This window comes from Skermanella pratensis (assembly GCF_008843145.1).
Taxonomy (GTDB): domain Bacteria; phylum Pseudomonadota; class Alphaproteobacteria; order Azospirillales; family Azospirillaceae; genus Skermanella; species Skermanella pratensis.
This window is the reverse complement of sequence record NZ_CP030265.1, coordinates 1,185,746-1,211,609: the sequence shown is the minus strand read 5'-3', so window position 1 is coordinate 1,211,609 and position 25,864 is coordinate 1,185,746. Positions and strand designations below refer to the sequence as shown.

The following is a 25,864-nucleotide window of genomic DNA, read 5'->3' as shown; positions in this document are numbered from 1 at the left end:
GACCCAAAGCTCGTTTTCCAACTGAAGAATATGGCCCGGATGAAGGTGCCACCCCGATACGGGCTTAGTGGAAATATAAGCATTGTAGTGATTAAGAGTGCCTAACATAACCATCGTTCGACGAAGCGGAAGGTGATGAGGGCTGCGGCGAGGTGATTGAAGGCGGCAAAGATATCGATCCGGCGTTCGTAGCGCACGGAGATCCGCCGGAATCGGGCGAACCATGCCAAGGTGCGTTCGACCTTCCAGCGGTGCCGGCCGAGCCGTTCGCTGTTTTCGATGCCGCGGCGCGCGATGCGGGGAATGATGGCGCGCCGGCGCAAGGCGCGGCGGCAGCGGGAGAAATCATAACCCTTGTCGGCGTGGAGCTTGGCGGGACGGCGGCGGGGCCGTCCGGCGCACTGGCGAATGGCCGGGATGGCGTCCACCGTGGCCTCCAGCATGCGGCTGTCGTGGACGTTGGCGGCCGACAGGGTCACGGCCAACGGGATGCCATTGGCGTCGATGACGACGTGGCGCTTGGAGCCCGGCTTGCCGCGGTCGGTCGGGTTCGGCCCGGTCTCCCGGCCCCCTTTTTGCCGGGACGCTGGCGCTGTCCAGCGCCGCCCGGCTCCAGTCGATCGCGTTGGCCTTGCCCAGCCGGTCCAGAAGAACGTGGTGCAACGTCTCCCAGACCCCCGCGGACTGCCAGTCGCGCAACCGCCGCCAGCAGGTCATGCCCGAGCCACAGCCCATCTCTTGCGGCAGCATCTCCCACGGAATGCCACTTTTCAACACGAACAGGATGCCGGTCAGCGCCGCCCGGTCATCGACCGGCGGCCGACCACCTTTCGGACGGGGCGGACGGGACGGCAACAGCGGCGCCACGACCGCCCACAGCTCATCGCTGACAAGGGGTTTCGCCATGCCCTTCAGATAGGCGGCGCCAGCCTCTCATCAAGGTTTTGTTAGACGCTCTAAGCGCGACGTCCGGTTCGCCCTCGGCCGGAGCACCGACCTCGTAGTGGGAAGCAAAGCCTTCGGCGCTCGGGTTCAAGGAACTTGGATCGCATTTGACGAGCTTGAGTCCGAAATCGACGGCCTTGGCTCCAACCTTGTCCAGCAGGCGTTCGGTGTGGCGGGCCGCGTGAGCCTCGATCAACGTCCTGCGATGGCTGTCGCCGGTGTCGCCGGAAATATCAGCCGCCAGAAGTTCCTGGTAGTATTTCCAGTAGGCGTGTCGATCGCTGAAGGTCGAATCTTCCGCCATCACGCCCAGCGCACTGATTTCCGCCCTGATGCGCGAGGAGATCATTCGCGATGGAGACGGCTTCCAGTCCTCGAGATTGCTGCACCATAATGCGTCTCAAGCCTCTTCTATGGAGTGGTAGGATTGCCGTCCTGGCTTTCACGTAATGAGGCGGACCTGACGCAATCGCTCGATCTCGGCTTCGTCGGCCTTGATGAGCCACAGATGCTGCCGGCCGACCGTCGCCAGGCGACCCGTCAGCAGACCTTGGCGCAGCCAGCAGTACAAGGTCTGGATCGGCATCTCCAGGACCTGAGCCAACTCCTGGAAAGTCAATTCCGCAGGATCCTGGCGGGTCACCCGGAGTGCGGGAGAGCGGCGCGCCTGCCGGGGCACGCCGACCCGATGGAGAAGCTCGTTCACCATCATGGCGTTGAAGGTCTCGCTGCGCTTGGCCGGGCGCCAGCCTTCGGCATTCAGGCGCGCCGCGATCTCGGCCGCCGTCAGGCCGGCATTGTCGAGAGTACCAAGGCGCTCCTTCAAGGTTTCGAAGTAGCTGAGCTGCTCGAGCCGCCGGACTGGCCGCTGCAGTTCATGTCCGGTACAGGTTCCGCCGGCCCAGTGGCAGGTTACGGACACCCTTTCGCTGTCGCCCTCGACTGTGACCACTACACGGTCGAGCAGAAGTTGGGCGATGGCCTGCCGGTCGGCCGGGGTGGTCGTATCTGCCTGCCACAGTGCCGGAACGTCCTCGGCCAACTGGCGGATCCGCGCACAGTCCAGCGGTGTCAGGGGGAGCGGCTGTTCCTCGAGGAAACGGCTGTAGTCGTCCTGGACACGTACCTGACTGGCCAGCGCCTCCTCCCACTGCCGCTCCAGGGTGCGCGCCACCAGACGGTTCTCCGGCTCGACCTGATCGTATTGCCGGCGGGCCCGGTCAACCTCGTAGCGGCTGCGTTCCAGACGCTGGTGCCATTGCCGGTGCAGCGTGATCCGCTCCAGCTCGATATCCTCAGCCAGCTGCACGCTGACCTCGACGGTGGCGGGCTCCAGCGCCTCAAGGATCAGGCGACTGACCAGGGCATCCAGGGCACGCCCACTCAGCGACTGGCAATGCGCCTGGCCGTAGTTCAGGTAGCCGCGGCTGCACTCGTAGCGCATGTGAGGACCCTGGGCGATATAGTGGGTCAGCATGCGCTGGCCGCACCGGCCGCACTCGATCAGGCCGGAAAGCAAGGCTGACCCGCCACGTGGCACCCCTAGGCCCTGAGATCGGTTCGCCGCCACCTGCGCACAATTCCTCTCGTAGGTCTCCCACGTGATATAGGATGGCCAACGATCCCGAAGCAGCACTTCCCACCCATCGCTATCTGCGGACTCATCCAGCGGCGCCGCGGCGCGCCGTCGTCCATACGTGTATGCCCCGGTATAGGTTGGGTTGCGCAGCATACGTCCCAACCAGGACCGGTTGGGCCGATGCCACTCCAGCTCGCCCCTAGCCGGGCCGGAGGGGATCCGGCAGGGCAGCCGGACATCATGGGCGACGCACCAGGCCAGCACGCCATTGACACTGCGGTGACGTTCGAACAGGTCGAAGACCAGGCGGACGGTGGCCTGGACCTGCTCATCCGGATCCAGAGCGATCTCGCCCGATGGGCGGCGGACATAGCCGCACGGCAGGGTGCGGAACAGCTCGCCGCGCCGGGCCTTGGCCCGCTTGCCCTCGTCCATCCGATTCTTCAGAAGGTGCAGCTCGGCCTCGCTCATGGTGCCTTTGAGCCCGAGCAGAAGCCGGTCGTTATAGTTTCTGGGTCGCAAACGCCATCGGTGTCGGCGATCAAGGTTCCCGCCAAGGCGCAGATTTCGAGCAGCTGGTGCCAGTCACGGCAGGAGCGGGCCAGCCGGGACATCTCGATGCCGAGCACCAGGCCAACCCGTCGAGACTGACCTCGGCGACCAGGCGCTGAAACCCGGGCCGGTCCGCTGAGCCGCCTGAGCGGCCGAGATCCTCGTCGATGACCATGATGCGCTCGCGCGCCCAGCCGAGTTGAAGGGCGCGATCGACCAGCCCGTACTGCAGGCGGGTCGATTCCGGATGTCGGCCAACCTGTTGCGGCGTCGATTGTCGAAGATAGACAACCGCCGTCCGGTCACGGTGACGACCGGTGACCTTGTCCGACAGCGGGATCGCAAGGCTCATGGCCCGGCCTCCCTGGCGCTTCGGGCCGTTCCCCCAGCTGGCGCCGGGCCATCTGTCCGATCAGCACAGCGATCCGCCGCCGCCGGATGACCGGCAGCCGACGCCACACCAGGGCAGGGTTCGCAGCGTTCTGCATGATGATCTCTGTCAAGCCAACGCGCCAGGGCCAGCAGGTTCCGGGCACCAACACGTGGCTTTGAATTCAACAGGCCTTCGTCTTCAGACGTTCCAACGTGCGGGAATGGAGAGCGCAGCGCAGGGTCTCAAGCAGATCGGTGTTTTGCTTCCGGGCGAAGGCGACGAAACAGCCGCTGGCTCGTATCCACGGCCGCTGGGTCTCGTCCGGGCTCTTCCATTTGAAACCTAATGTCTCCTGGGCCGTCCCGGTCATCCGCCCTTCATGCTTCGCCAATGTCCAGCACCACATCAAGCGGCATTCGCCGGGCTTCCATTTTGCCTCCTCGCAGATCTCCCGGAAGTCGGCGGCTTCGGGAGCCTCATCTATGAATTTATTAATTTTGCCACCCTTGTCGAGGGCTCGACGGTACGCCAGATAGCCGGCAGCTTTCAGGGAGGACGCGAGCCGCGTCTGAATATTCTCCGCGACCTCGTCCTCGGCCTTCTCGATAATTATTTGGCCGCGCGCGACCTTATCTGATTGGTTCGCGATGGGGGCAACAGCGAGAGGAGGATGTTGTTGAACGGCTCGATCAAGTCGTCGATCTCGGTGTGCACGACCACCAAATTGAAGTGGGTGCTGTTCATCAGGCGCCGCAGAATATCGGCGGCCAAAACTCCGTACGGAGCAGACGACTCCAAGTGGTAGTCGAGAACGAGCAGGTCTGACTGATGCAGGTAGCTGCTGATCTGGGCATTGTCCGTGCCGTCGTGGATGTCCACGGTCAGCGCCGGAGACTTCGCCCGGAACTGGCTCACGACTTGAAGCATTTTCTCGCGGTCGGCCCACTTGTTATTGGTCGGGTCATAACCCGACTCCCCGAAGATTTTCTCCCAGGTAGGATAGCGGTCGTCGATGATGAGCACCGATCTGATCGGATCGATGAACGTTTCTTGAACCAAAGTGGACAAATTGGCTTCCGGCACCGTAGCTGCCGCTGCTTCAGACATTGAAATTCGCGCCCCGAAATTTGATTGCGAAATTGGCTCCCGGCAGCACCCATTCGTCCTGACTCTGGATGTAGCGGATCTGGTGGCCACCTGCGGCCAGATTGGCTTGGCAGAGATAGAGGCCGACACCGCGTCCTCCATCGATCTTACGCGTGAAGAACAAGGTAAACAGTCGCTTTATATCGATGCTGTCGATGCCCGGCCCGTTGTCGGCTACGACGATGCTGTCGCCCCGGACATCAAATTGAATGCGTGGCTCGTCCACGCGTGCATTGATCAACCAGTAGATGCTGTTGTTCACCAAGTTGATGAAAACTGGCAGCAAGCGCGAGGGCAGTTCCAGCACCGTGAATTTAAGGAAAGCTTCACTGGCATCGAACGCGATTTGGTTCTCTTGGATAGCTCTCGAGAAGAAATCGGCGACGTATTCGAATATGTGCCGACCGGAAATATTTCGTGGCTCTATGCGGCCCGCCATTCTCAGCGGACCGAGGAAATCTATGATCTGCTTCAGACCTGCATAGGCTGTCGTAGCCCGGTCCAACGCAAACTTATCGTTTGGATCCGTCGCCAGACGCTGCAGGGCGTAGGACATGGTGGAGTCGTAGCCTCTGAACTCATGATCCAGGAACTCCACGGTGATGCCCAACTGTGCCAAACCGTTGAGTCGGTCGACCTGCGTCCTCAGTTCCGAACTCTCCTCGCCGCCGAGAATGGCGACCGCCTGCAGGTCGATGCTTTCCCGCAGGTTCTCGAGCGCGAAGATGTAGTTCCTGAACAGCAGCTCGTTGTCCGCATCGATCCGCGCCTTGGAGTCCGACACGGACTTGGATGCGGCTGACAATGAGATCTCCTGATTCGCCAATTGCTCCAGCAAGGTTGCCGTCTCCAGTCGCAGAAGCTTATTTCGCTCACCCGTGAGCGAGTTTATCCGCTCGCGTTCATCGTCCTGAAGCGCTTGAATCTCGCGACACCACCTTGTCACGCGGGAGGCCAACTGCGATTCGTTACGTTGAATTTGCTTGAGCAACACTTCCTGCGGCAGCGGTGGGGCTATCCGCTCGACGGCGGCTGAAACTTTTTCCGAGAACCCACTGACGAACTGACCAAGTTCGTTCATCGAGCCGCGGTATCGCCGGTATTCTTCTTCCAAGGGCCCTAACGGTGAAGGCGCTCCTGGGAGGCGCAGTTCGGCTATTTGGATTTGAGCGTTCTCAAGCACCTCTTGAGCCGCGGATATGTCATCGACGGTTTCAATCCTGATTGATCCAATGTCACTGCGAATGCGTTCGGAGATCGTGGGATCGAAGCCAAGCTGGCGCGCAGGCTCTTCCTGAAGGTCGATCGCAACTTTCTTTTCAGTTTTTCCTGATGCTCCTTTGCCCGATGCGCGCGATAGTTCTCCTCGTTGACCGTGGTCTCCAGTTTCCGGTCATCGGCGTTCGAACCGAAATAGTCATAGGCGGTCGATTTGAGGATGTTGACCACCACGGCCTTGAAGGTCTTGGCCGCCTTGTTTACAATGAAGCCTTCGCGGCCGGCCTTGTCCTTCAGATTTGGATTGCCCGTCCCGGTTATCGCGATACGACCAAAAATACGCCGAGCGCTCCAGTATTCACGGCCCGCATTCAAGCTCCGGCGCTTCTCGATCTCGAAGAAGTCGTTGTCCTCACGGCCATACGGAAGAACTCTCAAGGAATCGCGGTAGATCATCAAACCCGCGTGGTTCTCCGTCAGCTCGTTCATGCGCTCGATGTCGCGCGGCGTATGGGTGGAGCTCCTCGGATCCCGCTCGAACGTCGCGATGTAGATGTCCATCGGACCAAGCCTGGATATCGTGCCGACGGGCATCGGCAGTTCCTTCGGGGCAGGATGACGTAGTCGCCGCCCGTCTTGCGCCACTTGCCGAACGATTTGATCTGGCCGCGGAACACCCCGTCCTCGCCTATGCGTCCATCGACGATGTGCTCCATTTGGTCCGTCAATGTGCGGCTGAACTCGTCGCGCGATCCGATGATCCCAACCCGCTCTCCCTTTGTGTGGACATCCACCCGATAGTCGAATTCCGGCCTCACCGCCTCGAGGTCGGGACGGGTGGGATCGAACAGCGGATCGACGAATCCGCCGAGGGTGGCCACAAACCTGTCGCGGTCGGTTTGGGCGACGGTCAGATTCTTGTTCGCGGGCAGGAATGCCGCGAACTCGTCCGTGGCTCCGGATACGACCATGGCGGTACCGTGGTCGAGTTCCGCAGTCCAGACTGGCCATAGACCTAGGTGGTGATCGAGTATGCGGAAAGCGCCGCATCCGTCGATAATCAGCCGCGACGGGGCGATCGACAACAGATCAGTGGCGTTTGTTGCAGCGACATGGTCGTAGCTGCTCCAAGCGGCCGTTATGCGCCGGTCCCGTTCGCTGCCCGAGCCATCGCCTCGGACGTTCCGAAGCAGGGCCGAGATCATCTCGGGCAAACGCTGGCCGATCGCTTTGGGGTTCGGGAGCGTAACGACGGGGATCTCGATGTCTGAGAGGATAAGGTATGGGTTCTCGAAGAGTCGCCAGTCGATCAGCGCGGCAGCCGTTTCCTGGCCTCGCCTTTTGCTGATGAGCAGCATGATCGGACCCAAATGGGCGGAGGAAAGCCGGCCGATGCCCTTCTGCCCCTGACGGGAGCGAGCCGGCAGACCGTCCATATCGCTTGGGGTGCGGGTGTCCTCGAAGAGCTTGGACTCCGTGCCCACGACAAGCCATCTGTCGACGAGTTCGTCGTAGTTCATCCCGTGACCATCGTCGGTAATCGAGACGGCCAGAGGAGCTTCGTCGAAGATCGTCAATGACACATTGCGAGCGTAGGCGTCGTAGGAGTTCTTCCACAACTCCGATATTGCAGTGGGAACGTCCGCGATCTGCTCGCGTCCCAAGTGGTCAACAGTTCTGGCCCGAGTCTTGAAGCTGACGGTCTCCATCACACAGCCTTCGCCTTTGATGCCGGGCTTTCGGCGTTGGCCGCTGAAGAGAGGAGCGCCTTGATGTGGCCGACCAGCAGCTTGGCCAGCGCCACGGGCACGGCATTGCCGATCTGTTGACCCGCCGCCCTCAGTCCGCCAGCGAACACGAAGTCGTCCGGGAGTGTCTGAATTCGGGCCGATTGTCGTACCGTAATTCCGTGATTGAGGGTCGGATGCACGAAGCGCCCTTTCGACGGGTTGATGCACGCCGTCGTCATGGTTGGCGCCGGGTTAGCTGGATTGATCCGTCCATAGACGTCCGCGTGACCGTCGTGATTCTTGTGGCAGTCGAGGATTCGGTTGGATTCATGTCTACTGCCGCCGTTATGCGGCGTGGTGGCGAATGCGTCGGTCAGCGCTTGGCCGTGTCGCATGTGCACATCGTTTGGGTCGCTTTCGGGGGCCGAAGTGAACGCAAGACTGCAATCGTTCCATGGCTTGAGGTTAGGGGGCATCGGATCTCGCCGTTCGCAATGCGTCGGCTTGGGCGGCCAGACGAATCCATCGACCACCACGTCCTGCCGAAGCCCAGAATAAATACTCTCTGGCGTGCTTGCGGCACGCCATAGTCGCGTGCATCGATTTTGATCGGGTCGTAGATCATGTAGCCGCTGGCATGGGCCTGCGCATAGAATTCGTCGACATAGTCCTTATGGTGCGGCCAAAGCATGCCCGGTACGTTTTCCATGAGGAAGGCGCGCGGGCGTAGCGTCCGCACGAAACCGAAATATTCATGGATGAGTGCGTTGCGGGGATCCGCGACGCCTGCATTCTTGATACGATGGCGAGAGAAGCCTTGGCATGGCGGGCCGCCGAGCAGCAGGTCGCATTCGGCGCGATCATGGAAGTGCCTGGCTGCAATGACGCTAGGATCGAGCTTGGTGATGTCCTCGTTGTAGAGCATCACGTTCTCGGCGCGGGCCGGCTTCCCGATGTTGTTCCTGTAGGTCAGTGCGGCACTGGGATTGAACTCGACGGCAAAGATCACGTCGCATCCAGCTTCGATCGCGCCGAGCGAAAATCCGCCGGCCCCAGCGAAGAGGTCCGCCACTCTGAATTTCGAACTGTAGTCCAACCAGCTTACCCCATACCCAGAAGATTATATGTGTGCCGGCTTTCGCCCCGCTGAATGTATCTGCTTCAGCCGAAACACTGAATAGAAAAAGGCTCCCAACATGCAAGTGGGAGCGAGATTGATTGTCCTCTAAAGCTTACCTCTGCGGGTACAGGAGAAAGCATTTGTGGTCATGCCGCTGAAACCAGCAGCATCCCTGTTGATGCCGGGGGGCGCGATTGCGTCCGTCAAGCTGGTGTAAATTGGGAGGAGGCCATCAGCATCGTAGGTCAGGTCTTTGTCAGCGCGGCGAGGGCCGCTTCATCACTGGCGGCCATGCCGGTCATGGTCTCAAGCGTCAGGTAACGATGTTGTAGTTGCCACTCGTCATTCTGCTCGAGAAGTACAGCACCAACAAGCCTGCGAACGCTGGCCTCGTTCGGGAAGATGCCGACGACATTGGTCCGGCGCTTGACTTCCTTGTTCAAGCGCTCGATCGGATTGGTCGAGTGCAACTTGCTACGATGGGGTTCAGGATAGTCCATGTAGGCGAGCACGTCGTGTTCGGCATCGTCGAGCAGGGCGGCGACCTTGCGAAAGCGCGGGCGGAGCTGATCGGCGACGTGGCGCCAGGCCTGTCCGGCGGTCTCGCGATCGGGCTGGACGAAGACCTGCCGGACGGCGGCCGAGACGACCGACTGCTGGCTTTTCGGCACATGGGCCAATAGCGATCTCATGAAATGCACCCGGCACCTCTGCCAGGTGGCGCTCAGGACCTGGGTGATGGCCGCCTTGAGACCTTCGTGGGCGTCGGAGATCACCAGCTTCACGCCCTTCAGGCCGCGACGGACCAGACCACGCAGAAACTCGATCCAGAAGGTGGCGGCTTCCGACTGGCCCAGGCCGAGCCCGAGGATTTCGCGGCGGCCGTCCTGGTTGACGCCGGTGGCGATTATTGCCGCGATCGACACGATGCGGCCATTCTGGCGGACCTTGATGTAGGTCGCATCGAGCCAGAGATAGGGCCACTCGCCATCCAGCGGCCGCTCGAGGAAGGACAGCACGCGGGTGTCGATGTCCTGGCACAGGGCCGAGACCTGCGACTTGGAGATGCCGGTCATGCCCAGCGCCTGGACCAGGTCATCGACCTTGCGGGTGGACACGCCCTGGATCCACGCTTCCTGGATCACGGCCGTCAGCGCCTTCTCGGCGGTCTTGCGGGGCTCCAGGAAGGCCGGAAAGTAGGTTCCCTGGCGCAGCTTCGGTATCTTCAGGTCGAGCGTGCCGAGCCGGGTTTCCAGCTGACGATCCCGATAGCCGTTGCGGTATGTGGTGCGCTCGTCGGAGCGCTCATGGCGCCCGGCGCCGATCAGGCCGTCGACCTCGAACTCCATCAGCCGCTGGAGCGTGTGAGCGGCGATGGCGCGCAGGAAGTCGCCATCGGTACTGGCCTGGATCTGGTCGAGCAGAAGTGTCATCGTATCCTTGGTCATCATGCCTCTCTCGGGGTCTGGTCTCGTGTCGCAACTCGACCTTACCTGATGAGCGTGATGACCACCTCCGCGTCGTTGCGGCCCCAGGGGCGGAGGGTTGAGGCGGCCCGGGTTCCGCTCTGCGAGCTCCACCCGGGCCGCCTCAACCCTTCAGGGGCCAATTTCCACCACTCCGCTGGACGTTACCGGGGGCGCCACCGAGGAAGGCCGTAGGCCGACGATGGTGGCGGCCCCGACAGCATTATCGCCGGAGATTACGCCACGGCCTATGCGGCGTGTGTTCAGCGCAAGGGAAAATTGCGGGTCCTCGAAGTGGCCAATCAGGTTGCGGCGATCCCCGGCGGCATCGGCGCCTTGCTGCGGCGGGAAGGGCTGTATTCGTCGGCCCTCACCAACGGCTGCCGTCAGCGCGTAGGAAAGCTTGACCTACGCAAACGCGGGCAAACTCCGGCGCCGGAAAATCCGCTGGCCGCCGAACTGGCGCGGCGGGTTTTATCTTGAGCCACCTTACGCATCCGAGATGCAGGCCAGTTGTCTAAACCGATTTAGCATCGAATGAATTAGTTGTCCGGATGCGATACGTCCTTGGCGCTGTAGACGGTCAGCTGGGCGGCAATTTTGGTTCTAGTGCGGTCGCATGAGCTAGGTGACTGGCCGTTGAGGACGCGCTGTCGTCGTGCGTTGTAGGCAAGGTTGTAGCCATGGAGCAGGCGATCGAGGGCGTCGTGGGTGCCGGTACACATGACCGGCACCTCCTGCCCGATGCGGCCATTGAACCGCTCGACCATGCCGTTGGTCTGGGGCGTGTGCGGTCTGGATGTGCGGTGATCAATGCCCAGTTTGCGGCAGGCCGCCTCGAAGCCGTCAGCGGTGAAGCAACTGCCGCGATCGGTCAGTATATGGGTCACCTTGAAGGAGGAGGCGGCGACCGTTTCCCTCAGGAAGGCCGTGGCGCAGGCTTCGGTCTCCTCGTCCTTGATGGCGAGGTGAATCATGCGTGAGGCACGGTCGATCGCGACGTAGAGGTAGCGCTTGCGCGGTCCGGGGCCGATCACGTGCAGCTTGGGCAGATGTTTGATCTACCGCTGCGCGTCGCCTGACGGCCCCATATGCACGAAGCCCAAGTCGTACTCCTTGAACGACTTGGTAACTTTCCTCGGGGTGGATGGATCCGGCAGTCGGCCCAGACCTTCGGCTTTGAGGATGCCGTAGATGCTGTCGCGGTTGAGGTGGGGCAGGAAATGCCGCAGCGTGAAGATCAGGTCGTCGAGCGCGAAGCCGGTCATGCGGCGCAGATGGCAGACGATAGCGCACTCCTCGTCGGTGGCCCGCCAGCGCAGGTGCGTGGGACGCGAGGAACGGTCCTGGCAATCCTCGGCGCCACGCTTGCGCGACTTGCGGATGGTCTTGGTACCTACGCCGTAGCGTTTGGCAAGCACGCCCGAGGGCTCGGTCAAACGAGCGGTTTCGGCACGCACGGCCGGCGTGGTCCGGGTGTTGGGGTGGATTTGATACACGGGTGGACCTACATGGATCCTTCGACATCCGCCGCATGCCGATGATCGGGGGTTCCGGCTTTTCATCGACTACAACGGATCAGACTAGCCGCTGCTCACGCGCGTCCGAGGGAACGGCGAAGCACCATGCATTAGAATCGATTGTCTAACACACTTGATCCCAACAACGTTCCGCCACAACACAACAAAAATGTGATTTCTCGGGAGGAATGATTTAAAACCTCGTTTCATGTAAGCGAAATTACGACTAAAGATCGAATATCTCTAATATTCATGCCATCTGAAGCTCTTCCGCCCCATCCTATAGCCGGCTATCCGATCGCTCAACGGCTTCAAGCCGGCACCATCCTGCCGCGACATGCTCCAGGAAAGCATTCCTTCACCAGTTCCCGCTATGCTTCGGTGCGCCCCCCGCGCCGGATCTTTGCATCGTGAATACGGACCCCGGCGCGGGCGGCATCGCCGGACCGCGCCGGAAGCGCCTGTGGCTGGTGCGGCGAACCGGAGGCACGCGCCTCGCGGCGTCCTTTGCTGACATTCGCGTACATTTCCCCGGCCTCTTCATATCAGGATCAAGCCCGCGCCTCCGGGGAACCGCACCGGCGGACCCGGCCGCAAGCGCCAAGCCAGCACCCCACGGATGTAGATGAATGATGACATCCACCCCGGTTCAGGCCCGCTCCGCCAACCCCCGCCGCGCCGGGTCCGGCGCCGGCGCCCGCAACGACACCACGGCCCCGCCGCGTCGTTTGATGACATTCGCGTACATTCCCCGGGGGGGGGCGGGAGACGAGCCGCCGTCGCGTCTTTCCCCTCGCTCCGCTCCGCCGCCTCCCCGCTCCCCCCGGATGCTGACGAATGTTGACATCCGCCCCCGTCAGATCCTGTCCGCCAGCCCCCGCTGCGCCAGGTTCGCGACCAGCGCCCGCACCCCGAACTCCCACTTCGGCGCCTTGTCGCTCGTGGTCACCCGGTTGACCAGGGCGCCCAGCTTCGGCGTCGCGATCCGCACCACGTCGCCGACCTTGTGGGTGAACCCGGCGCCGGGTTCGTCGCGGTCTTCGACCGGCGCGAACATGGTGCCCAGGAACAGCACCAGCCCGTCCGGGTACTGGTGGTTCGTCCCGATCGCCTGCCCGACCAGGTCCAGCGGGTCGCGGCTGATCTTCGCCATGTTGCTGCTGCCTGTCAGCGTGTAGCCCTCGGGACCTTCCACCGTCATCGCCAGCTCGGCGCGCCGCACGTCGTCGATGCCGAAGGTGCCGTCGAACAGGCGGATGAACGGGCCGATCGCGCAGGAGGCGTTGTTGTCCTTCGCCTTGCCCAGCAGCAGCGCGCTGCGGCCTTCCATGTCGCGCAGGTTCACGTCGTTGCCCAGGGTGGCGCCGACCGTCTTCCCGGCCGACGACACCGCCAGCACGATCTCCGGCTCCGGGTTGTTCCAGGTGGAGGCCGCCAGGATGCCGATCTCAGCCCCGGTGCCGACCGACGACATGGGCTGAGTCTTGGTGAAGATCTCGGCGTCGGGGCCGATGCCGACTTCCAGGTACTGGGACCAGACGCCCCGCTCGATCAGCAGTTCCTTCAGCCGCGTGGCGCTGTCGGAGCCGGGCTGGATCTCCGACAGGTCGGCGCCCAGCGCGTCGATCATGGTCTTGCGCACCGCCTCGGCCTTGCCGGCGTCGCCCCGGGCCTGTTCCTCGATCACCCGTTCCAGCAGGCTCGCCACGAAGGTCACGCCGCTCGCCTTCACCGCCTGAAGGTCGATCGGGCACAGGAACCACGGCTTCGACGGGTCGCAGGCATCGTGGGCGCTGTTGGCCAGGATCGCGGCAAGGTCGCCGATGCGCGGCAGGTCCCCGGCCCCCCGTACCAGCGCCGCCGGATCGCCGGCGTCCAGCAGGGTGCTCATGGTCGGGGCCAGGGCCGTCAGGTCATAGACCCCGTCCTCGCGGATCACGACCACGGCCGGGCCGACGTCCAGCTGGACCCGGCCGACCAGGGTTCCCGCGCAGCCGTCTTCCGGCAGGCATGTCTCGGGATTCAGCAGCAGGCTATTCACTCCGGTTCCTCCACGCGCGCGCCTCGGCGCGGCTTTCTTGTTTTGACACCAGTGACTCCGATCGGGAGTTCAAGTGGACATACCAATCCGTCCGATGACCTCCCGTCAACCATGGAATGCGCCATACGCCGGTCTGGCGCCGTGCCGTCCCCTCGACATCGCCTGTTGGATGCCCACTTGACGTAGCGACGAACGTTTCAGGAGGGAAAGGCTCGATGCCCTCGCGTGACCCCCGTATCTGGATGTGGGCGGAAGCTCTCGACATGATGGACAAGGCGGAGCGGATGCGCCGCCAGTTCTTCCAGCCCGGCGCCCCCGGCAATCCCGGCGCCGCGCGCCGTCCGACCTGGCAGCCGCCGGTCGATTTGATCGAGACCGCCGACGAATACCTGGTCGTCGTGGCCCTGCCCGGCGTCCGGCCCGATCAGGTCCAGGTCGTGATCGACGGCGGCGTGCTGATCGTCGTCGGCGAGCGGGCACTGCCGGTCGGCGACCGCGCCGGCCTGATCCACCGAATGGAAATCCCCCACGGCCGGTTCGAAAGGCACATCGAACTGCCGCCCGGCCCGCTCGAACTGGGCCGGCGCGAACTCGCCGACGGCTGCCTGGTGCTGTCCCTGCACAAGGCCGGCTGAGGAGCTGACATGGCAACCATCACCCTGAACGACACCACCCCTTCCTCCAGCCCCCCGGAAAACAGCCTGATCCTGCCGGACGACACCATCGCGATCGTCCCGGTGCGCAACCTCGTCCTGTTCCCCGGCGCCGTCCTGCCCGTCACGGTCGGCCGCCCGCGCTCGATCGAGGCGGCCCAGAACGCGATGCGCTCGGAGAAGCCGCTGGGCATCGTGCTCCAGCGCGACGAGACGGTGGACGAGCCGACCGGCCTCGACCTCCACCGGGTAGGCACCGTGGGCGGCATCCTGCGCTACCTGACCGCGCCGGACGGCACCCACCATGTGGTGACCCAGGGGCAGCAGCGGTTCCGCGTGCTGGAATATCTCGACGGCTATCCGTTCCTGGTCGCCCGCGTCCAGATGATGCCGGAGCAGGAGACCACGGACACCGAAATCCAGGCGCGCTTCTACAACCTGCGTCAGCAGGCGGTCGAGGCGGTCCAGCTCCTGCCCCAGGCCCCCCAGGAACTGCTGGCCGCCGTCCAGAGCATCCCGACCGCGTCGGCGCTGGCCGACATGGTCGCCAGCTACATGGACCTGAAGCCGGAAGAGAAGCAGGAGGTGCTGGAAACCTTCGACCTCGCCCGCCGGCTGGAGAAGGTCGGCAACCTTCTCGCCCACCGCATCGAGGTGCTGCGCCTGTCCCGGCGGATCAGCGAGCAGACCAAGGAGACCATGGACGAGCGCCAGCGCGAATATCTGCTGCGCGAACAGCTCCGCACGATCCAGAAGGAGCTGGGCGAGACCGACGCCAAGCAGGTCGAGATCCAGGAACTGACCGAGGCCATCGCCAAGGCCGGGATGCCGCCCGAGGTCGAGGCCCAGGCGACCAAGGAGCTGCGCCGTCTGGAGCGCATGCCCGAGGCCGCCGGCGAGTACGGCATGATCCGCACGTACCTGGACTGGCTGATCGAGCTGCCCTGGTCGAAGCTGAGCGAGACCTCGATCGACATCGCCGCCGCGCGCCGCATCCTGGACGAGGACCATTACGGCCTGGAGAAGGTGAAGCGCCGCATCCTGGAGTTCCTGGCGGTGCGCAAGCTCAACCCGGAAGGCCGCAGCCCGATCCTGTGCTTCGTCGGACCGCCGGGCGTCGGCAAGACCTCGCTGGGCCAGAGCATCGCGCGGGCGACCGAGCGCGCCTTCGTCCGGGTCAGCCTGGGCGGGCTGCACGACGAAGCGGAGATCCGCGGCCACCGCCGGACCTATGTGGGCGCCCTGCCCGGCACCATCGTGCAATCGCTGCGCAAGGCCGGCACCCGCAACCCGGTGATGATGCTGGACGAGATGGACAAGCTCGGCCAGGGCTTCCACGGCGACCCTTCGGCGGCATTGCTGGAGGTGCTCGACCCCGAGCAGAACGGCACCTTCCGGGACAACTACCTGGGCGTGCCGTTCGACCTCAGCCGCGTCATGTTCATCGCGACCGCCAACGTGCTGGAGAACATCCCCGGCCCCCTGCGCGACCGCATGGAGGTGATCGACCTGCCCGGCTACACCGAGGAGGAGAAGCTCGAGATCGCCAAGCGCTACCTGATCCGCCGCCAGCTCGAAGCCAATGGCCTGACGGCGGAACAGACCGGCATCACCGACGACGCGGTCCGCGAGATCATCCGCTACTACACGCGGGAGGCCGGCAACCGGAACCTGGAACGGCTGATCGGCGGCGTCTTCCGCAACGTCGCGATGCGGATCGCCGAGGGCACGATCTCGAACATCATCGTCGAACCGGGTCATCTGCCGGAGATCCTGGGTCCCCACCGCTTCGAGAGCGAGACCGCGATGCGGACCAGCGTCCCCGGCGTGGCGACCGGGCTCGCCTGGACGCCGGTCGGCGGCGACATCCTGTTCATCGAGGCGACCCGGACGCCGGGCAACGGGCGGCTGATCCTGACCGGCCAGTTGGGCGACGTGATGAAGGAGAGCGCGCAGGCGGCGCTCAGCCTGGTCAAATCGAGGCCGGAACTGGTCGGGCCGGAGGTGCCCGGCGCGGAGCCGGTGGAGTTCGACAAGTTCGACATCCACGTCCACGTGCCGGCAGGCGCCATCCCCAAGGACGGCCCCAGCGCCGGCGTCGCCATGTTCATGGCGCTGGTCTCGCTGCTGACGGGCCGGACGATCCGCAGCGACTTGGCAATGACCGGCGAGATCAGCCTGCGCGGTCTCGTGCTTCCGGTCGGCGGCATCAAGGAGAAGGTGCTGGCGGCCCAGCGCGCCGGGATCACCACAGTCATGCTGCCGGCGCGCAACCGCCGGGACTACGAGGAGATCCCGGAAGCCGCCCGCAACGCGCTGAACTTCGTCTGGCTGGAACGGGTGGACGACGCCATCGCGGCGGCGCTGACCTGATCCGGGCGGCCTAAAGCGGCTCCAGGGGGGCGCTGCGGCCGAATTGCCGCGGCGCCACGTCCCGCGGGGCGGCCCAGCGCACCGCGTTGGCGATCACCCTCTGGACGGTCGGGTCGTGATATGTCGGATAGGTTTCGTGGCCGGGGCGGAAATAGAAGATCCGCCCCTGTCCGCGGTTGTAGCAGCAGCCGCTGCGGAACACCTCCCCACCCTGGAACCAGCTCACGAAAACCAGCTCGTCCGGCGGCGGGATGTCGAACGGCTCGCCGTACATCTCCTCCGGCTTCAGGTCGAAATACTCTGGTATGCCCTCGGCGATCGGGTGGCCTCGGGCGATCAGCCACAGCCGCTCCCGCTCGCCGGCGACCCGGTGCTTCAGGTGACAGGTGGTGCCCATCAGCCGCACGAAGATCTTCGAGAAATGGGAGGAATGCAGCGGGATCAGCCCCATGCCGTCCAGTACCCGCTTCCGGACCCGATCGACCACGGTGTCTTCGACTTCGCGGTGGTGCCGGTGGCCCCACCACAGCAGGACGTCGGTGCCGGCCAGGACCTCGTCGGTCAGGCCATGCTCCGGCTCGTCCAGGGTGGCGGTGCGGACGTCATGGCCCGCCGCGCGCAACGGAACCGCCAGGGCCTCGTGCATGCCGTCGGGATAGAGCGCGGCCACCTCGGGGTTCGCCTTCTCGTGGCGGAACTCGTTCCAGATGGTGACCCGAACGGGCTTGGTGTCCATATCGATTTCCTGTCCCGCGACCCGCATTTCGCTGCGATGCACAAAAGCCTGGTCAGAATGTTGGAACTTACGGCCGCGCCGCTGGTTGCACGACGAACCTGCAACATCATAAATCCCTGTCACCGGGAGACCAAGCCCATGGGGCTGTTCAGACATCGCCCGAAGCCGATCGAGCATCTGCGCAGGGATGCGCGGACGCCCAACGGCACGATCTGGACCTGCTTCGCCACGCCCGAGGAGGAAGTGGCGCTGGAGGAACCCGAAGTCGTGGATGCGAGCTATCAGTTGAACCCCGGCGACATCGTCAACGTCAAGCCGTGCAGGAGCCGCCGTCGCTTCAGCATCCGGGTCAAGGACAGACACAACGCGGTCGTGGCGATCTCAAGGATCCGCTGAACTCGCTTCGCGAATCAGTCCTGAAGGCTATGCCTCGACGGTGTCGAGCAGCTTCTGCACCTCGGCGATGGTCCGGTCATAATCGGCCTTCGCCGCCTTGGAGGGAGTGGACGCCTTATGCTCGTACAGCTTGGTGATATAGTCCCGCAGCGCGCCGGCGACATGCCCGCGCAGCTCACCCTCGATGGTGACGGTCGTCATGACGCGGTCTCCTCAGGCGGTGATGACCAGAAGCAGCAGCATCGCGATCACGATCGAGGACAGCACGATGACGTGGTTCGTGTTGTTTTCCATGATGATTTCCCGGAATTGAGTTGCCTTTGGACGGTCCTCCAGAGTCAAGCAACGGCCGGGCCCGATTGTTCCATGCTCCCGCGCCGAACTGAGAAGCCGAACTGAGAAAAGGTGAACCTTGCCCATAATCGGGATATCGGGATCCTATGGCGGACTGAACCTGGGCGACGAGGCGATCCTCGCCTCCGCGATCGTGCAACTTCGAGAGGCACTGCCCGGGGTCGAGATCGTGGCCTTCACCCGCAACGCCGACCATACCGGGGCCAACCACGACGTCGACCGCGCGATCAACCCGCGCACCGCGCTCCGCGACGAGATCATCCCGGAGGTCGAGCGGCTGGACGTCCTGCTGCTGGGCGGCGGCGGCATCCTCTACGACACGGAGGCCCAGACCTACCTGCGCGAGGTGGTGATCGCCCAGGCCCGCAACGTCCCGACCTTCGCCTTCTCGATCGGCATCGGCCCTTTGAAGGGGGCCGAGGAACGGTCCGCCGTGCGCGACGGCATGAACATGATGGCCGGCATCACCGTGCGGGAGGTCGGCGCCAAGCGGCTTCTGGAGGAGATCGGCTGCACCCGGCCGGTCGCAGTGACGGCCGACCCGGCCCTGTTGCTGACGCCCGATCCCTTCACCGACGACATGCTGCGCGCCGAAGGCATTCCCGACGACCGCCGCCTGATCGGCCTGTCGATCCGCGAGCGCGGCGCCGCGGCGCCCGACCTGGACGCCGGCGGCTATCATGGCCTGCTGGCCCAGGCGGCGGATTTCATCGTCCACCGCTACGACGCCCACGTGGTCTTCGTCCCCATGGAGCGCGCGGACCTGCGGGAAGCGCACCAGGTGATCTCCGCCATGTCGGCGCCGCACTGCGCCAGCGTGCTGCGCGGCGCCTATTCTCCCCGGCAGGTGCTGGGCCTCATGAAGCATTTCCAGTTCGCCCTGGGCATGCGGCTGCATTTCCTGATCTTCGCGGCAATATCCGGGGTGCCGCTGATGGCCCTGCCCTATGCGAGCAAAGTTGCGGATTTCCTGGACTCTCTGGGCGTGCCCCGGCGCGCCGACGTCCACGAGGACAGCGCCGGCTCCATGCTGGCGGCGTTGGACCGGCTATGGGACAACCGGGATGACCATTGCCGCGAGGTGCGGGACCGCGTCTCCCGACTCCAGGAGCAGGCGCGCCGCACCGTGCCGCTTATGGTCGAGACGCTCAACCTTCCGTCCGCGGCGCCTGTTGACTCTTGATGCAATTATTCCTAAGTTGGAGGCGATAATGCCTGTCCTACGGCCTTCCCTCCATGCAGGCTCCAACCCGCCCACCATCCCGCTGCCGCCCCGCCGGGCGATCCTGGCCGGCAGCGTCGGCGTGCTGGTGATCGGGGGAGGCCCGGCCGGCATGGGGGCCGCGCTGGGGGCAGCCTGGGCCGGGGCCGACGTGGCGATGGTCGAGCGGCACGGGTTCCTGGGCGGGAACGCGACAGCGGCGCTGGTGATGCCTTTGATGTCTTTCCACACCCAGCGCGGCACGCCTGAAGATGCGGACAATACCCGGCTGATGCCGACCGATCATGGTCCGGGCGAGCCGATCGTGGCCGGGGCGCTGGCGTCGTTCCTGGAGCGGCTGATCGGGGCCGGCGGCGCAGTCCCGCCTTCGGGCGCCACCGGCTACACCGTTCCGTTCGATCCCGAGACCTACAAGGTCGTGGCGCAGGAGGTGGTCGAGGAAGCCGGCGTCAAGCTCCTCTACCACGCCTTCGCGTCAAGCATCCTGGGCGGACCGGGCCGGCCGGAGGGCGTCGTGTTCGAGACCAAGTCGGGTCCCGTCGCGGTTCGGGCCGGCACCATCGTCGACTGCACCGGTGACGGCGACGTGGCGGCGCTCGCCGGCGCCCGCTTCGATATCGGGCGGGACGGCGATCGCCGGGTGCAGCCGATGACGCTGATGTTCCGGGTCGGCGGCTTCGACCGGAAAGCCTTCGCGGACTATGTCCGCGCCCATCCCGACCAGTGGCGCGGCGTCCACGGCCTGTGGGACCTGATCGCCAAGGCGACCGCCGACGGCGAACTGGACCTGCCGCGCGAGGACATCCTGTTCTTCGCGACGCCGCACGAGGGCGAGATCGCCGTCAACAGCACCCGGGTCACAGGAGTTCTGGGCACCGACGTGTTCGACCTGACGGAGGCCGAACGGCTGGGCAAGATCCAGATGGGCCGGATCGCCCGCTTCCTGCGCGGCTACGTTCCCGGTTTCGGGAATTCCTACGTGATCCAGAGCGGCGTCACGGTCGGCGTGCGCGAGACGCGGCGGATCGTCGGCGACTATCGCATGACCGCCGACGACGTGCTGGAGGCCCGGAAGTTCGACGACGGCATCGCCCGCGGCTCCTACCCGATCGACATCCACAACCCGACCGGCAAAGGCACGGTACTGAAGCGTCTGCCACCCGGCGAATACTACGAAATCCCGCTTCGCTGCCTCCTGCCCCGAGGCGTCGACGGGTTGATGGTGGCCGGCCGCTGCATCTCCGGCACCCACGAAGCCCATTCCTCCTACCGCGTGACGCCGACGGCGATGGCGACCGGCCAGGCCGCCGGAGTCTGTGCCGCCCTGGCCGCCCGGACCGGCAGGCCGGCGCGCGAGGTGCCGGCCTCCGAGGTCCAGCAAGAACTGCGACGCCAAGGCGCCAGCCTGCGCAAATAGCCTGACCCGGATTTAAACAGTTACTTTCTTAAGAAACAGAATTCGCTATATAAAGATACAGCTGAGCAACATCTACAAAGAACTACCGCGTACGATAGCAACCATGACTTCGTAATTGGGATTCTTTTAAGTTGCCGCTCCCTAAGCAGCGGATCAATACTTTCCTCTGATTTCTTCAGTGTTTCCGCCATTCCTATGGCAACAATCAATCCAGCGGGAGAGTCGAATGGCATCCGTCATGCAGCATGGCATCGTGGTTCCCGAAGCCCTGGCCGATCATCTCAAGATGAAGCTCAATCGCGAGGGACCGTTCGATTACATGATCGAACAGGGCGGCGTGATCCCGAACCTGGAGGACCTCACCCTGCTCGAAACCTTCCTGCGCGACAGTGTCGGGACGGAGAACGACAGCAGGAGCATTCCGGCGGGCTTCACTTTCCTGGGGCAATTCATCGACCACGACATCACCTTGATGGAACTGAAGATGAGCCAGGACGATCTGTCCCGCCGCTTCCCCGTCACCGCCTTCGTCAACCGGCGCACGCCCTTCTTCGAACTGGACTCGGTCTATGGCCTGGGCCTGGAGGCTCAGGCCTCGGGCGAGATCCTGTTCCACCCCGACGGCAAGTTCCGCTTGGGCACCGATACCGGCGGGATCGAACAGGACGTGCCGCGCGATGCGGAGACGGAACGGGCGTTGATCGGCGATCCACGGAACGACGAGAACAAGATCATCCAGCAGATCCATAACCTGTTCCAGCGCCTGCACAACCGGTTCATCGACGAGGGCAGAAGCTATGCCGACGCGCGTCTCTCCGTCATGCGCCATTACCAGTATATGATCCTGAACGACTATCTGGCGCGGACCATCCGGCAGGATGTGCTGAAATGGGTGGTCGAGCACCGGGCGCCGGCCTACCGCGCGCTGAGCGAACGCCACGGCGGCGTCCCGGTCATGCCGCTGGAGTTCTCCGTGGCGGCGTTCCGGTTCGGCCACAGCCAAGTCCGCAGCGGCTATGCGCTGAACGACGCTTTCGGGGCTCCGATCTTCAGCGACAACCCCGCTGTTCAGGATCTCAACGGGGGCAGGAAGCTGGAGCCGCGCCATGCCATCGACTGGAAATTCTTCTTCGGCACGATAGGCGAAGGCACGGTTCAGCCGAGCCGGCGCATCGACCCGCTGCTGTCACCGGCGTTGCGGCTGCTGAAATCGCCCGGCATCCCCAACGAAACGGTCGACAGCCAGGCCAGCCCGCGCTCGCTCGCCAAGCGCAACCTGTTCCGGGCCGCCCAGACGGGCCTGATCAGCGGCCAGTCGGCCGCCGCCGCCTTCGGCTACAAGCCGCTCGCCGATGATCATCTGGGCCTCGATATCGTTCCGCCCCCGGCCAGCCAGAAACTCATCCGGCACACCCCTCTCTGGTACTACGTCCTCCAGGAGGCCCATGTGCAGGAAGACGGCCAGCGCCTGGGCGAAGTGGGCAGCCGCATCCTGGCCGAAACCTTCGTCGGCGGCATGCTGGCGGCGCATTACTCGGTGCTGAAGGACGGCTGGAAGCCTTCCAACCCGGCCCTTGGCACCATGGAAGGCATCGCGGCGCACGTCACGGGCTGACGCCCCCGGCAGCGTGGGCATAAAAAAGGGAATGCGGGCATCATGCCCGCATTCCCCTGGCCTGCCGATAGGGGACCGGAATCCGTCAGAGCGTTTCGATGCTGACAGCTTCCAGGCCCTTCTGACCCTGCTGGACCTTCATCCGCACGCGCTGGTTTTCCTGCAGCGCGCCGACACCGGACCGCTCGACGGCGGTGATGTGAACGAAGACATCCTTGCCGCCGCTGTCGGGAGCGACGAAGCCGAAGCCCTTGGTGGTGTTGAACCACTTCACGGTACCCTCGACCTCCTCGGCCGGTCCGGAGCTGCGATCGGCGTAACCGCCGCCATAGCCACCGCCGCCGCCACGGTCATTGCCGTAACCGCCGCGGTCCTGGCCGTAACCGCCGCGGTCGTTGCCGTAACCGCCGCGATCCTGGCCATAGCCGCCACCGCCGTAACCGCCACGGTCGTTGCCGTAGCCGCCGCGGTCCTGGCCGTAACCGCCGCGCGCGGGAGCGCCCATGCGTCCGCCGGGGCGGCCGGCGTCGTCGCGGCGCGGGCGGGGGGAAGCGGTCGCGGTGTCCACGTCGTAGATCCGGCTGACCTGATTGCCCTTCTGGCCCTGGACCAGATCGACCACCACCGTCGAGCCCTCGGGCAGACGGTCATGGCCGACCGCCGTCACCGCCGAAGCGGGCAGGAACGCGTCGGGAGACCCATCGTCGGGAGCGACGAAACCGAACCCCTTGTTGGGGTCGAACCACTTTACGGTCGCCTTGATCTTTTCGGCGACGGGAGTTTGCTGCTGGAAGGAATGACGCGGGGCGTTGAAGCGCATGGGATAGCCGATCCGTGGAGTCTCACGAAGAACGCATTTTGTCCGCTGAACACGTCGAAAGGGTCACGGTCACCCATGCCCCTCGGGTCAGATCTTGCCTACCCATCCCTGCCATGCCCCGCAACAAAACGCGCCTACAACCAATTATTACAGTCACGAGCGCCGCTTTCGGAAAAAGTCCCTCAGCAGCTCCGCCGCCCGGCGCTCATCCAGCCCGCCATAAATCTCGGGAACGTGGTGGCAAGTCGCCTGGTGGAAGAAGCGGGGCCCGTGCTCGACCCCGCCGCCTTTTACATCATAGGCCCCGAAGTACACTCGGCGCAACCGAGCAAAACTGATTGCCGCGGCGCACATGCCGCAAGGCTCCAAGGTCACATATAGGTCACAGTCGGGAAGGCGGGGTTCGGCACGCAAGGCGCATGCGGAACGGATCGCCAGGACCTCCGCATGTGCCGTCGGATCGGCCAGTTCCTCGGTCCGGTTCCCCGCCGCCGCGAGCACCCGTCCGGTCGCAGAGTCCACGATCACCGCCCCGACCGGAACCTCTCCTCGGGCGCCGGCGGCTTCGGCCTCGGCAAGGGCGAACGCCATGGGGGACGGTGTCGGGAATGGCTTGGTCATGGGGCAGACTGGCAAGGCGACCAGGGTCGCGTCAATGGAGTGCCGCATCGGCAAACTTGCCGCACCCCGCATTCCGCGCGGCACCGTTGCGCCGCAGCGCGAGGTCTGCCCATGCTTCCGCCTCAACCCAATCGGAGCATTCCGGCATGAGCGACCACATCTACCAGAAGATCGAGATCATCGGATCGTCCCCCATCAGCATAGAGGATGCGATCCAGGGGGCCGTCGCGCGCGCCGCCAAGATGCACGACCACCTCAACTGGTTCGAAGTGGTCGAGACGCGCGGCCATATCTCGGGCGGCAAGGTCGCTCACTACCAGGTCGTCATCAAGGTCGGATTCCGGCTGGAAGACTGACCGCCGGGAGAGGCGGTCACTTGCGGCGGTGCCGCCGGCCCCGTAATGTCGCGGCATGTCTGAATCCATGCCGCCGCACCGGGCCGGAGCCCGCCGATGACCCCGTCCGACACCTCTCCCGTAGAGGCCTCCGGCGGCCCCGAACGCATCGCCAAGCGGCTTGCCCGCGCGGGCCTCTGCTCGCGCCGCGACGCCGAGCGCTGGATCGCCGAAGGCCGCGTCGCGGTCAACGGCGCCGTGCTGACGACTCCGGCGGTGGTCGTGGGTCCGGGCGACACGATCGTCGTCGACGGCAAGCCCCTCCCCGACCTGGAACCGACACGGCTGTGGCGCTACCACAAGCCCGACGGTCTGGTGACCTCCGCCCGCGACGAGAAGGGCCGGCAGACGGTGTTCGACACGCTTCCGGCGGACCTGCCGCGCGTCGTGTCGGTCGGCCGGCTCGACCTGACGACCGAGGGGCTGCTGCTGCTGACCAACGACGGCGAGCTGGCCCGCTTCCTGGAACTTCCGTCCACCGGCTGGGCGCGGCGCTACCGGGTGCGGGTGAACGGCATCGCCGACCCGGCGCGGCTGGCCGGCCTGTCCCGAGGCGTCACGATCGACGGCGTGCAGTACGGCCCGATCGAGGCCCTGCTCGACCGCCAGCAGGGCTCCAACGCCTGGCTGACCATCACGCTCCGCGAGGGCAAGAACCGCGAAGTCCGCAACGTGATGGAAAGCCTTGGGCTGACCGTCAACCGGCTGATCCGCGTCGCCTACGGTCCCTTCCAGCTCGGCAAGCTGGAGCGTGGCGAGGTCGAGGAGGTGCCGCGGCGCGTCCTGCGCGACCAGGTCGCCAAGTTCTTCTCGGACCGCGGCGACGAGCCGGTCAAGCCGAACACCGGCACCGCCAAGGCGAAGCCCCAGCCCAAGCCCCACGCGAAGCCGCGGACGCCGCCGTCCGGCCCTGCCAAGGGACCGACCACCGGCGGAGGACCGAGAGGCAGGCATGAGACTCGTCGGCGGTAGCCTGCGCGGCCGGCGCCTGGAAGCTCCTGCAGGACGCGACATCCGCCCGACCAGCGACCGCACGCGTCAGGCGATCTTCAACATCCTCGCCCATGCAGACTGGGCGCCCGACGTGGAGGGCACACTGGTGCTGGACGCCTTCTGCGGCACCGGCGCCCTGGGCCTGGAAGCCCTGTCGCGCGGCGCCCGGCGCGCCGTCTTCCTGGACCAGGGCCGTGAGTCGCTCGACCTTGTCCGGCGCAACATCGCGTCTCTCGCCATCGCCGACCGCTGCGACGTCATCCGGGCCGACGCGACCCGGCCGCCGCGCGCCCAAAGCCCCTGTGACCTGCTGTTCCTGGACCCGCCCTACGGAAAGGAACTGGCTCCGACCGCCCTGTCGGCCCTGCGTGACCGCGGCTGGTGTGCGCCCGATGCCGTGGCGGTGGTGGAGATCGCACTGGACGACCCTTGGGAGGCCCCCGCCTTCGCTGAAGCGCTGGACGACCGGAATTACGGGGATACGCGCGTGCTGTTCCTGCGGGTCGGGTGAGATTCGGTATCCCTCCGCAAGGGTGGAGGTATTGACTTGCCCGCCCAATCCAATCGATATGAACGCGC

27 protein-coding genes and 1 pseudogene are annotated in these 25,864 nt (G+C 64.7%); 10 read left to right on the top strand and 18 right to left on the bottom strand.

Annotation, left to right across the window (positions count from 1 at the left end; translation table 11 throughout):
* Positions 1-101 precede the first annotated feature (101 nt).
* From DPR14_RS05460 to DPR14_RS05420, 11 genes are all read right to left on the bottom strand, one after another.
* Positions 102-906, bottom strand: a protein-coding gene (locus tag DPR14_RS05460; protein ID WP_158044252.1) for an IS5 family transposase whose coding sequence is annotated in 2 segments (ribosomal slippage) — positions 102-576 and positions 575-906 — 807 coding nt in all. Because the reading frame shifts where the segments join, the coding sequence is not laid out codon by codon here.
* Positions 881-1,294, bottom strand: coding sequence for a hypothetical protein (locus DPR14_RS05455; RefSeq protein ID WP_158044251.1), 414 nt, complete (start codon positions 1,292-1,294; stop codon positions 881-883). Before DPR14_RS05455 ends, DPR14_RS05460 begins: the two co-directional genes overlap by 26 nt.
* A 93-nt stretch (positions 1,295-1,387) precedes the next feature.
* Positions 1,388-3,046, bottom strand: coding sequence for a recombinase family protein (locus DPR14_RS05450; protein ID WP_211103931.1), 1,659 nt, complete (start codon positions 3,044-3,046; stop codon positions 1,388-1,390).
* A 19-nt stretch (positions 3,047-3,065) separates the two neighbouring features.
* Positions 3,066-3,428, bottom strand: a complete 363-nt coding sequence (locus DPR14_RS27735) for a recombinase family protein (RefSeq protein ID WP_211103930.1) — start codon at positions 3,426-3,428, stop codon at positions 3,066-3,068.
* Between the two features lie 630 nt (positions 3,429-4,058).
* Positions 4,059-4,556: a response regulator receiver domain gene (locus DPR14_RS05445; protein ID WP_158044250.1), complete on the bottom strand. Its 498-nt coding sequence runs from the start codon at positions 4,554-4,556 to the stop codon at positions 4,059-4,061.
* A complete protein-coding gene (locus DPR14_RS05440) occupies positions 4,549-5,709 on the bottom strand; it encodes an ATP-binding protein (RefSeq protein WP_158044249.1) in 1,161 nt (386 codons plus the stop codon). Before DPR14_RS05440 ends, DPR14_RS05445 begins: the two co-directional genes overlap by 8 nt.
* Positions 5,710-5,750: 41 nt before the next feature.
* On the bottom strand, positions 5,751-6,374 hold the full coding sequence (locus tag DPR14_RS05435) for a hypothetical protein (RefSeq protein ID WP_158044248.1): 624 nt from the start codon (positions 6,372-6,374) through the stop codon (positions 5,751-5,753).
* Positions 6,299-7,522, bottom strand: a complete 1,224-nt coding sequence (locus tag DPR14_RS05430) for an ATP-binding protein (protein ID WP_158044247.1) — start codon at positions 7,520-7,522, stop codon at positions 6,299-6,301. Before DPR14_RS05430 ends, DPR14_RS05435 begins: the two co-directional genes overlap by 76 nt.
* Positions 7,522-7,938 (bottom strand): DNA cytosine methyltransferase, encoded by a 417-nt coding sequence (locus DPR14_RS27730; protein ID WP_211103929.1) that lies wholly within the window; start codon positions 7,936-7,938, stop codon positions 7,522-7,524. The genes DPR14_RS05430 and DPR14_RS27730 overlap by 1 nt, the downstream gene beginning before the upstream one ends.
* Positions 7,917-8,615, bottom strand: a complete 699-nt coding sequence (locus DPR14_RS27725) for a DNA cytosine methyltransferase (RefSeq protein WP_211103928.1) — start codon at positions 8,613-8,615, stop codon at positions 7,917-7,919. Before DPR14_RS27725 ends, DPR14_RS27730 begins: the two co-directional genes overlap by 22 nt.
* A 293-nt stretch (positions 8,616-8,908) precedes the next feature.
* On the bottom strand, positions 8,909-10,111 hold the full coding sequence (locus tag DPR14_RS05420) for an IS256 family transposase (protein ID WP_158047998.1): 1,203 nt from the start codon (positions 10,109-10,111) through the stop codon (positions 8,909-8,911).
* 297 nt (positions 10,112-10,408) lie between these two features.
* Between DPR14_RS05420 and DPR14_RS05415 the strand changes: the two genes are divergently transcribed.
* A complete protein-coding gene (locus DPR14_RS05415) occupies positions 10,409-10,612 on the top strand; it encodes a hypothetical protein (protein WP_158044246.1) in 204 nt (67 codons plus the stop codon).
* Positions 10,613-10,671: 59 nt separating this feature from the next.
* On the opposite strand, the pseudogene DPR14_RS05410 reads toward DPR14_RS05415, so the two are convergent.
* Both DPR14_RS05410 and DPR14_RS05405 read right to left on the bottom strand, forming a co-directional pair.
* Positions 10,672-11,628, bottom strand: a pseudogene (locus tag DPR14_RS05410) (DDE-type integrase/transposase/recombinase).
* Between the two features lie 877 nt (positions 11,629-12,505).
* Positions 12,506-13,690: a fumarylacetoacetate hydrolase family protein gene (locus DPR14_RS05405; protein WP_343038706.1), complete on the bottom strand. Its 1,185-nt coding sequence runs from the start codon at positions 13,688-13,690 to the stop codon at positions 12,506-12,508.
* A gap of 215 nt (positions 13,691-13,905) precedes the next feature.
* Between DPR14_RS05405 and DPR14_RS05400 the strand changes: the two genes are divergently transcribed.
* Positions 13,906-14,325: an Hsp20/alpha crystallin family protein gene (locus DPR14_RS05400; RefSeq protein WP_158044245.1), complete on the top strand. Its 420-nt coding sequence runs from the start codon at positions 13,906-13,908 to the stop codon at positions 14,323-14,325.
* A 9-nt stretch (positions 14,326-14,334) separates the two neighbouring features.
* The gene (gene lon, locus DPR14_RS05395) at positions 14,335-16,716 is read left to right on the top strand and encodes an endopeptidase La (RefSeq protein ID WP_158044244.1); all 2,382 of its coding nucleotides are present in this window, start codon (positions 14,335-14,337) and stop codon (positions 16,714-16,716) included.
* A gap of 10 nt (positions 16,717-16,726) precedes the next feature.
* On the opposite strand, the gene DPR14_RS05390 is transcribed toward lon, so the two are convergent.
* A complete protein-coding gene (locus tag DPR14_RS05390) occupies positions 16,727-17,452 on the bottom strand; it encodes a ThuA domain-containing protein (protein WP_158044243.1) in 726 nt (241 codons plus the stop codon).
* 138 nt (positions 17,453-17,590) lie between these two features.
* On the opposite strand from DPR14_RS05390, the gene DPR14_RS05385 reads away from it, so the two are divergent.
* Positions 17,591-17,848, top strand: coding sequence for a hypothetical protein (locus DPR14_RS05385; RefSeq protein ID WP_158044242.1), 258 nt, complete (start codon positions 17,591-17,593; stop codon positions 17,846-17,848).
* A gap of 27 nt (positions 17,849-17,875) precedes the next feature.
* On the opposite strand, the gene DPR14_RS27165 is transcribed toward DPR14_RS05385, so the two are convergent.
* Positions 17,876-18,049 carry a hypothetical protein gene (locus DPR14_RS27165; protein ID WP_192499293.1) on the bottom strand — a complete coding sequence of 58 codons (174 nt, stop codon included), beginning with the start codon at positions 18,047-18,049 and terminating at the stop codon, positions 17,876-17,878.
* 12 nt (positions 18,050-18,061) lie between these two features.
* A complete protein-coding gene (locus DPR14_RS05380; RefSeq protein ID WP_158044241.1) occupies positions 18,062-18,268 on the bottom strand; it encodes a hypothetical protein in 207 nt (68 codons plus the stop codon).
* Between DPR14_RS05380 and DPR14_RS05375 the strand changes: the two genes are divergently transcribed.
* The 3 genes from DPR14_RS05375 to DPR14_RS05365 all read left to right on the top strand — a co-directional run bounded on the left by DPR14_RS05375 (position 18,261) and on the right by DPR14_RS05365 (position 22,456).
* Positions 18,261-19,385: a polysaccharide pyruvyl transferase family protein gene (locus DPR14_RS05375; protein WP_158044240.1), complete on the top strand. Its 1,125-nt coding sequence runs from the start codon at positions 18,261-18,263 to the stop codon at positions 19,383-19,385. The genes DPR14_RS05380 and DPR14_RS05375 overlap by 8 nt on opposite strands.
* Before the next feature lie 28 nt (positions 19,386-19,413).
* Positions 19,414-20,841: an FAD-dependent oxidoreductase gene (locus DPR14_RS05370; protein WP_158044239.1), complete on the top strand. Its 1,428-nt coding sequence runs from the start codon at positions 19,414-19,416 to the stop codon at positions 20,839-20,841.
* Positions 20,842-21,067: 226 nt separating this feature from the next.
* Positions 21,068-22,456, top strand: a complete 1,389-nt coding sequence (locus tag DPR14_RS05365) for a peroxidase family protein (RefSeq protein ID WP_158044238.1) — start codon at positions 21,068-21,070, stop codon at positions 22,454-22,456.
* Between the two features lie 85 nt (positions 22,457-22,541).
* Here the strand turns inward: DPR14_RS05365 and DPR14_RS05360 are convergent, their stop codons facing one another.
* Both DPR14_RS05360 and DPR14_RS05355 read right to left on the bottom strand, forming a co-directional pair.
* Positions 22,542-23,276 (bottom strand): cold-shock protein, encoded by a 735-nt coding sequence (locus DPR14_RS05360; protein WP_158044237.1) that lies wholly within the window; start codon positions 23,274-23,276, stop codon positions 22,542-22,544.
* Between the two features lie 153 nt (positions 23,277-23,429).
* Positions 23,430-23,867, bottom strand: a complete 438-nt coding sequence (locus DPR14_RS05355) for a nucleoside deaminase (protein ID WP_158044236.1) — start codon at positions 23,865-23,867, stop codon at positions 23,430-23,432.
* 176 nt (positions 23,868-24,043) lie between these two features.
* Here DPR14_RS05355 and DPR14_RS05350 point away from each other — a divergent pair, with 176 nt between their 5' ends.
* The 3 genes from DPR14_RS05350 to rsmD all read left to right on the top strand — a co-directional run bounded on the left by DPR14_RS05350 (position 24,044) and on the right by rsmD (position 25,796).
* Positions 24,044-24,253 carry a dodecin gene (locus DPR14_RS05350; protein WP_158044235.1) on the top strand — a complete coding sequence of 70 codons (210 nt, stop codon included), beginning with the start codon at positions 24,044-24,046 and terminating at the stop codon, positions 24,251-24,253.
* Positions 24,254-24,349: 96 nt separating this feature from the next.
* The gene (locus tag DPR14_RS05345; protein WP_158044234.1) at positions 24,350-25,264 is read left to right on the top strand and encodes a pseudouridine synthase; all 915 of its coding nucleotides are present in this window, start codon (positions 24,350-24,352) and stop codon (positions 25,262-25,264) included.
* Complete coding sequence (gene rsmD / locus DPR14_RS05340; protein ID WP_158044233.1) at positions 25,245-25,796, top strand: 16S rRNA (guanine(966)-N(2))-methyltransferase RsmD; 552 nt, start codon at positions 25,245-25,247, stop codon at positions 25,794-25,796. Before DPR14_RS05345 ends, rsmD begins: the two co-directional genes overlap by 20 nt.
* Positions 25,797-25,864: the final 68 nt, after the last annotated feature.

Bases quoted from the DNA above. Each gene is read 5' to 3' on its own strand.
- DPR14_RS05420 (WP_158047998.1), bottom strand. From the start codon at position 10,111: ATGACCAAGGATACGATGACACTTCTGCTCGACCAGATCCAGGCCAGT.
- DPR14_RS05380 (WP_158044241.1), bottom strand. From the start codon at position 18,268: ATGGGCAAGGTTCACCTTTTCTCAGTTCGGCTTCTCAGTTCGGCGCGG.
- DPR14_RS05385 (WP_158044242.1), top strand. From the start codon at position 17,591: ATGGGGCTGTTCAGACATCGCCCGAAGCCGATCGAGCATCTGCGCAGG.
- DPR14_RS05350 (WP_158044235.1), top strand. From the start codon at position 24,044: ATGAGCGACCACATCTACCAGAAGATCGAGATCATCGGATCGTCCCCC.
- DPR14_RS05355 (WP_158044236.1), bottom strand. From the start codon at position 23,867: ATGGCGTTCGCCCTTGCCGAGGCCGAAGCCGCCGGCGCCCGAGGAGAG.
- DPR14_RS05400 (WP_158044245.1), top strand. From the start codon at position 13,906: ATGCCCTCGCGTGACCCCCGTATCTGGATGTGGGCGGAAGCTCTCGAC.
- DPR14_RS27730 (WP_211103929.1), bottom strand. From the start codon at position 7,938: ATGCGACACGGCCAAGCGCTGACCGACGCATTCGCCACCACGCCGCAT.
- DPR14_RS05455 (WP_158044251.1), bottom strand. From the start codon at position 1,294: ATGATCTCCTCGCGCATCAGGGCGGAAATCAGTGCGCTGGGCGTGATG.
- DPR14_RS05345 (WP_158044234.1), top strand. From the start codon at position 24,350: ATGACCCCGTCCGACACCTCTCCCGTAGAGGCCTCCGGCGGCCCCGAA.
- rsmD (WP_158044233.1), top strand. From the start codon at position 25,245: ATGAGACTCGTCGGCGGTAGCCTGCGCGGCCGGCGCCTGGAAGCTCCT.
- DPR14_RS05390 (WP_158044243.1), bottom strand. From the start codon at position 17,452: ATGGACACCAAGCCCGTTCGGGTCACCATCTGGAACGAGTTCCGCCAC.
- DPR14_RS27165 (WP_192499293.1), bottom strand. From the start codon at position 18,049: ATGACGACCGTCACCATCGAGGGTGAGCTGCGCGGGCATGTCGCCGGC.
- lon (WP_158044244.1), top strand. From the start codon at position 14,335: ATGGCAACCATCACCCTGAACGACACCACCCCTTCCTCCAGCCCCCCG.
- DPR14_RS05360 (WP_158044237.1), bottom strand. From the start codon at position 23,276: ATGCGCTTCAACGCCCCGCGTCATTCCTTCCAGCAGCAAACTCCCGTC.
- DPR14_RS05370 (WP_158044239.1), top strand. From the start codon at position 19,414: ATGCCTGTCCTACGGCCTTCCCTCCATGCAGGCTCCAACCCGCCCACC.
- DPR14_RS27735 (WP_211103930.1), bottom strand. From the start codon at position 3,428: ATGAGCCTTGCGATCCCGCTGTCGGACAAGGTCACCGGTCGTCACCGT.
- DPR14_RS05435 (WP_158044248.1), bottom strand. From the start codon at position 6,374: ATGGACATCTACATCGCGACGTTCGAGCGGGATCCGAGGAGCTCCACC.
- DPR14_RS05430 (WP_158044247.1), bottom strand. From the start codon at position 7,522: ATGGAGACCGTCAGCTTCAAGACTCGGGCCAGAACTGTTGACCACTTG.
- DPR14_RS05445 (WP_158044250.1), bottom strand. From the start codon at position 4,556: ATGTCTGAAGCAGCGGCAGCTACGGTGCCGGAAGCCAATTTGTCCACT.
- DPR14_RS05365 (WP_158044238.1), top strand. From the start codon at position 21,068: ATGGCATCCGTCATGCAGCATGGCATCGTGGTTCCCGAAGCCCTGGCC.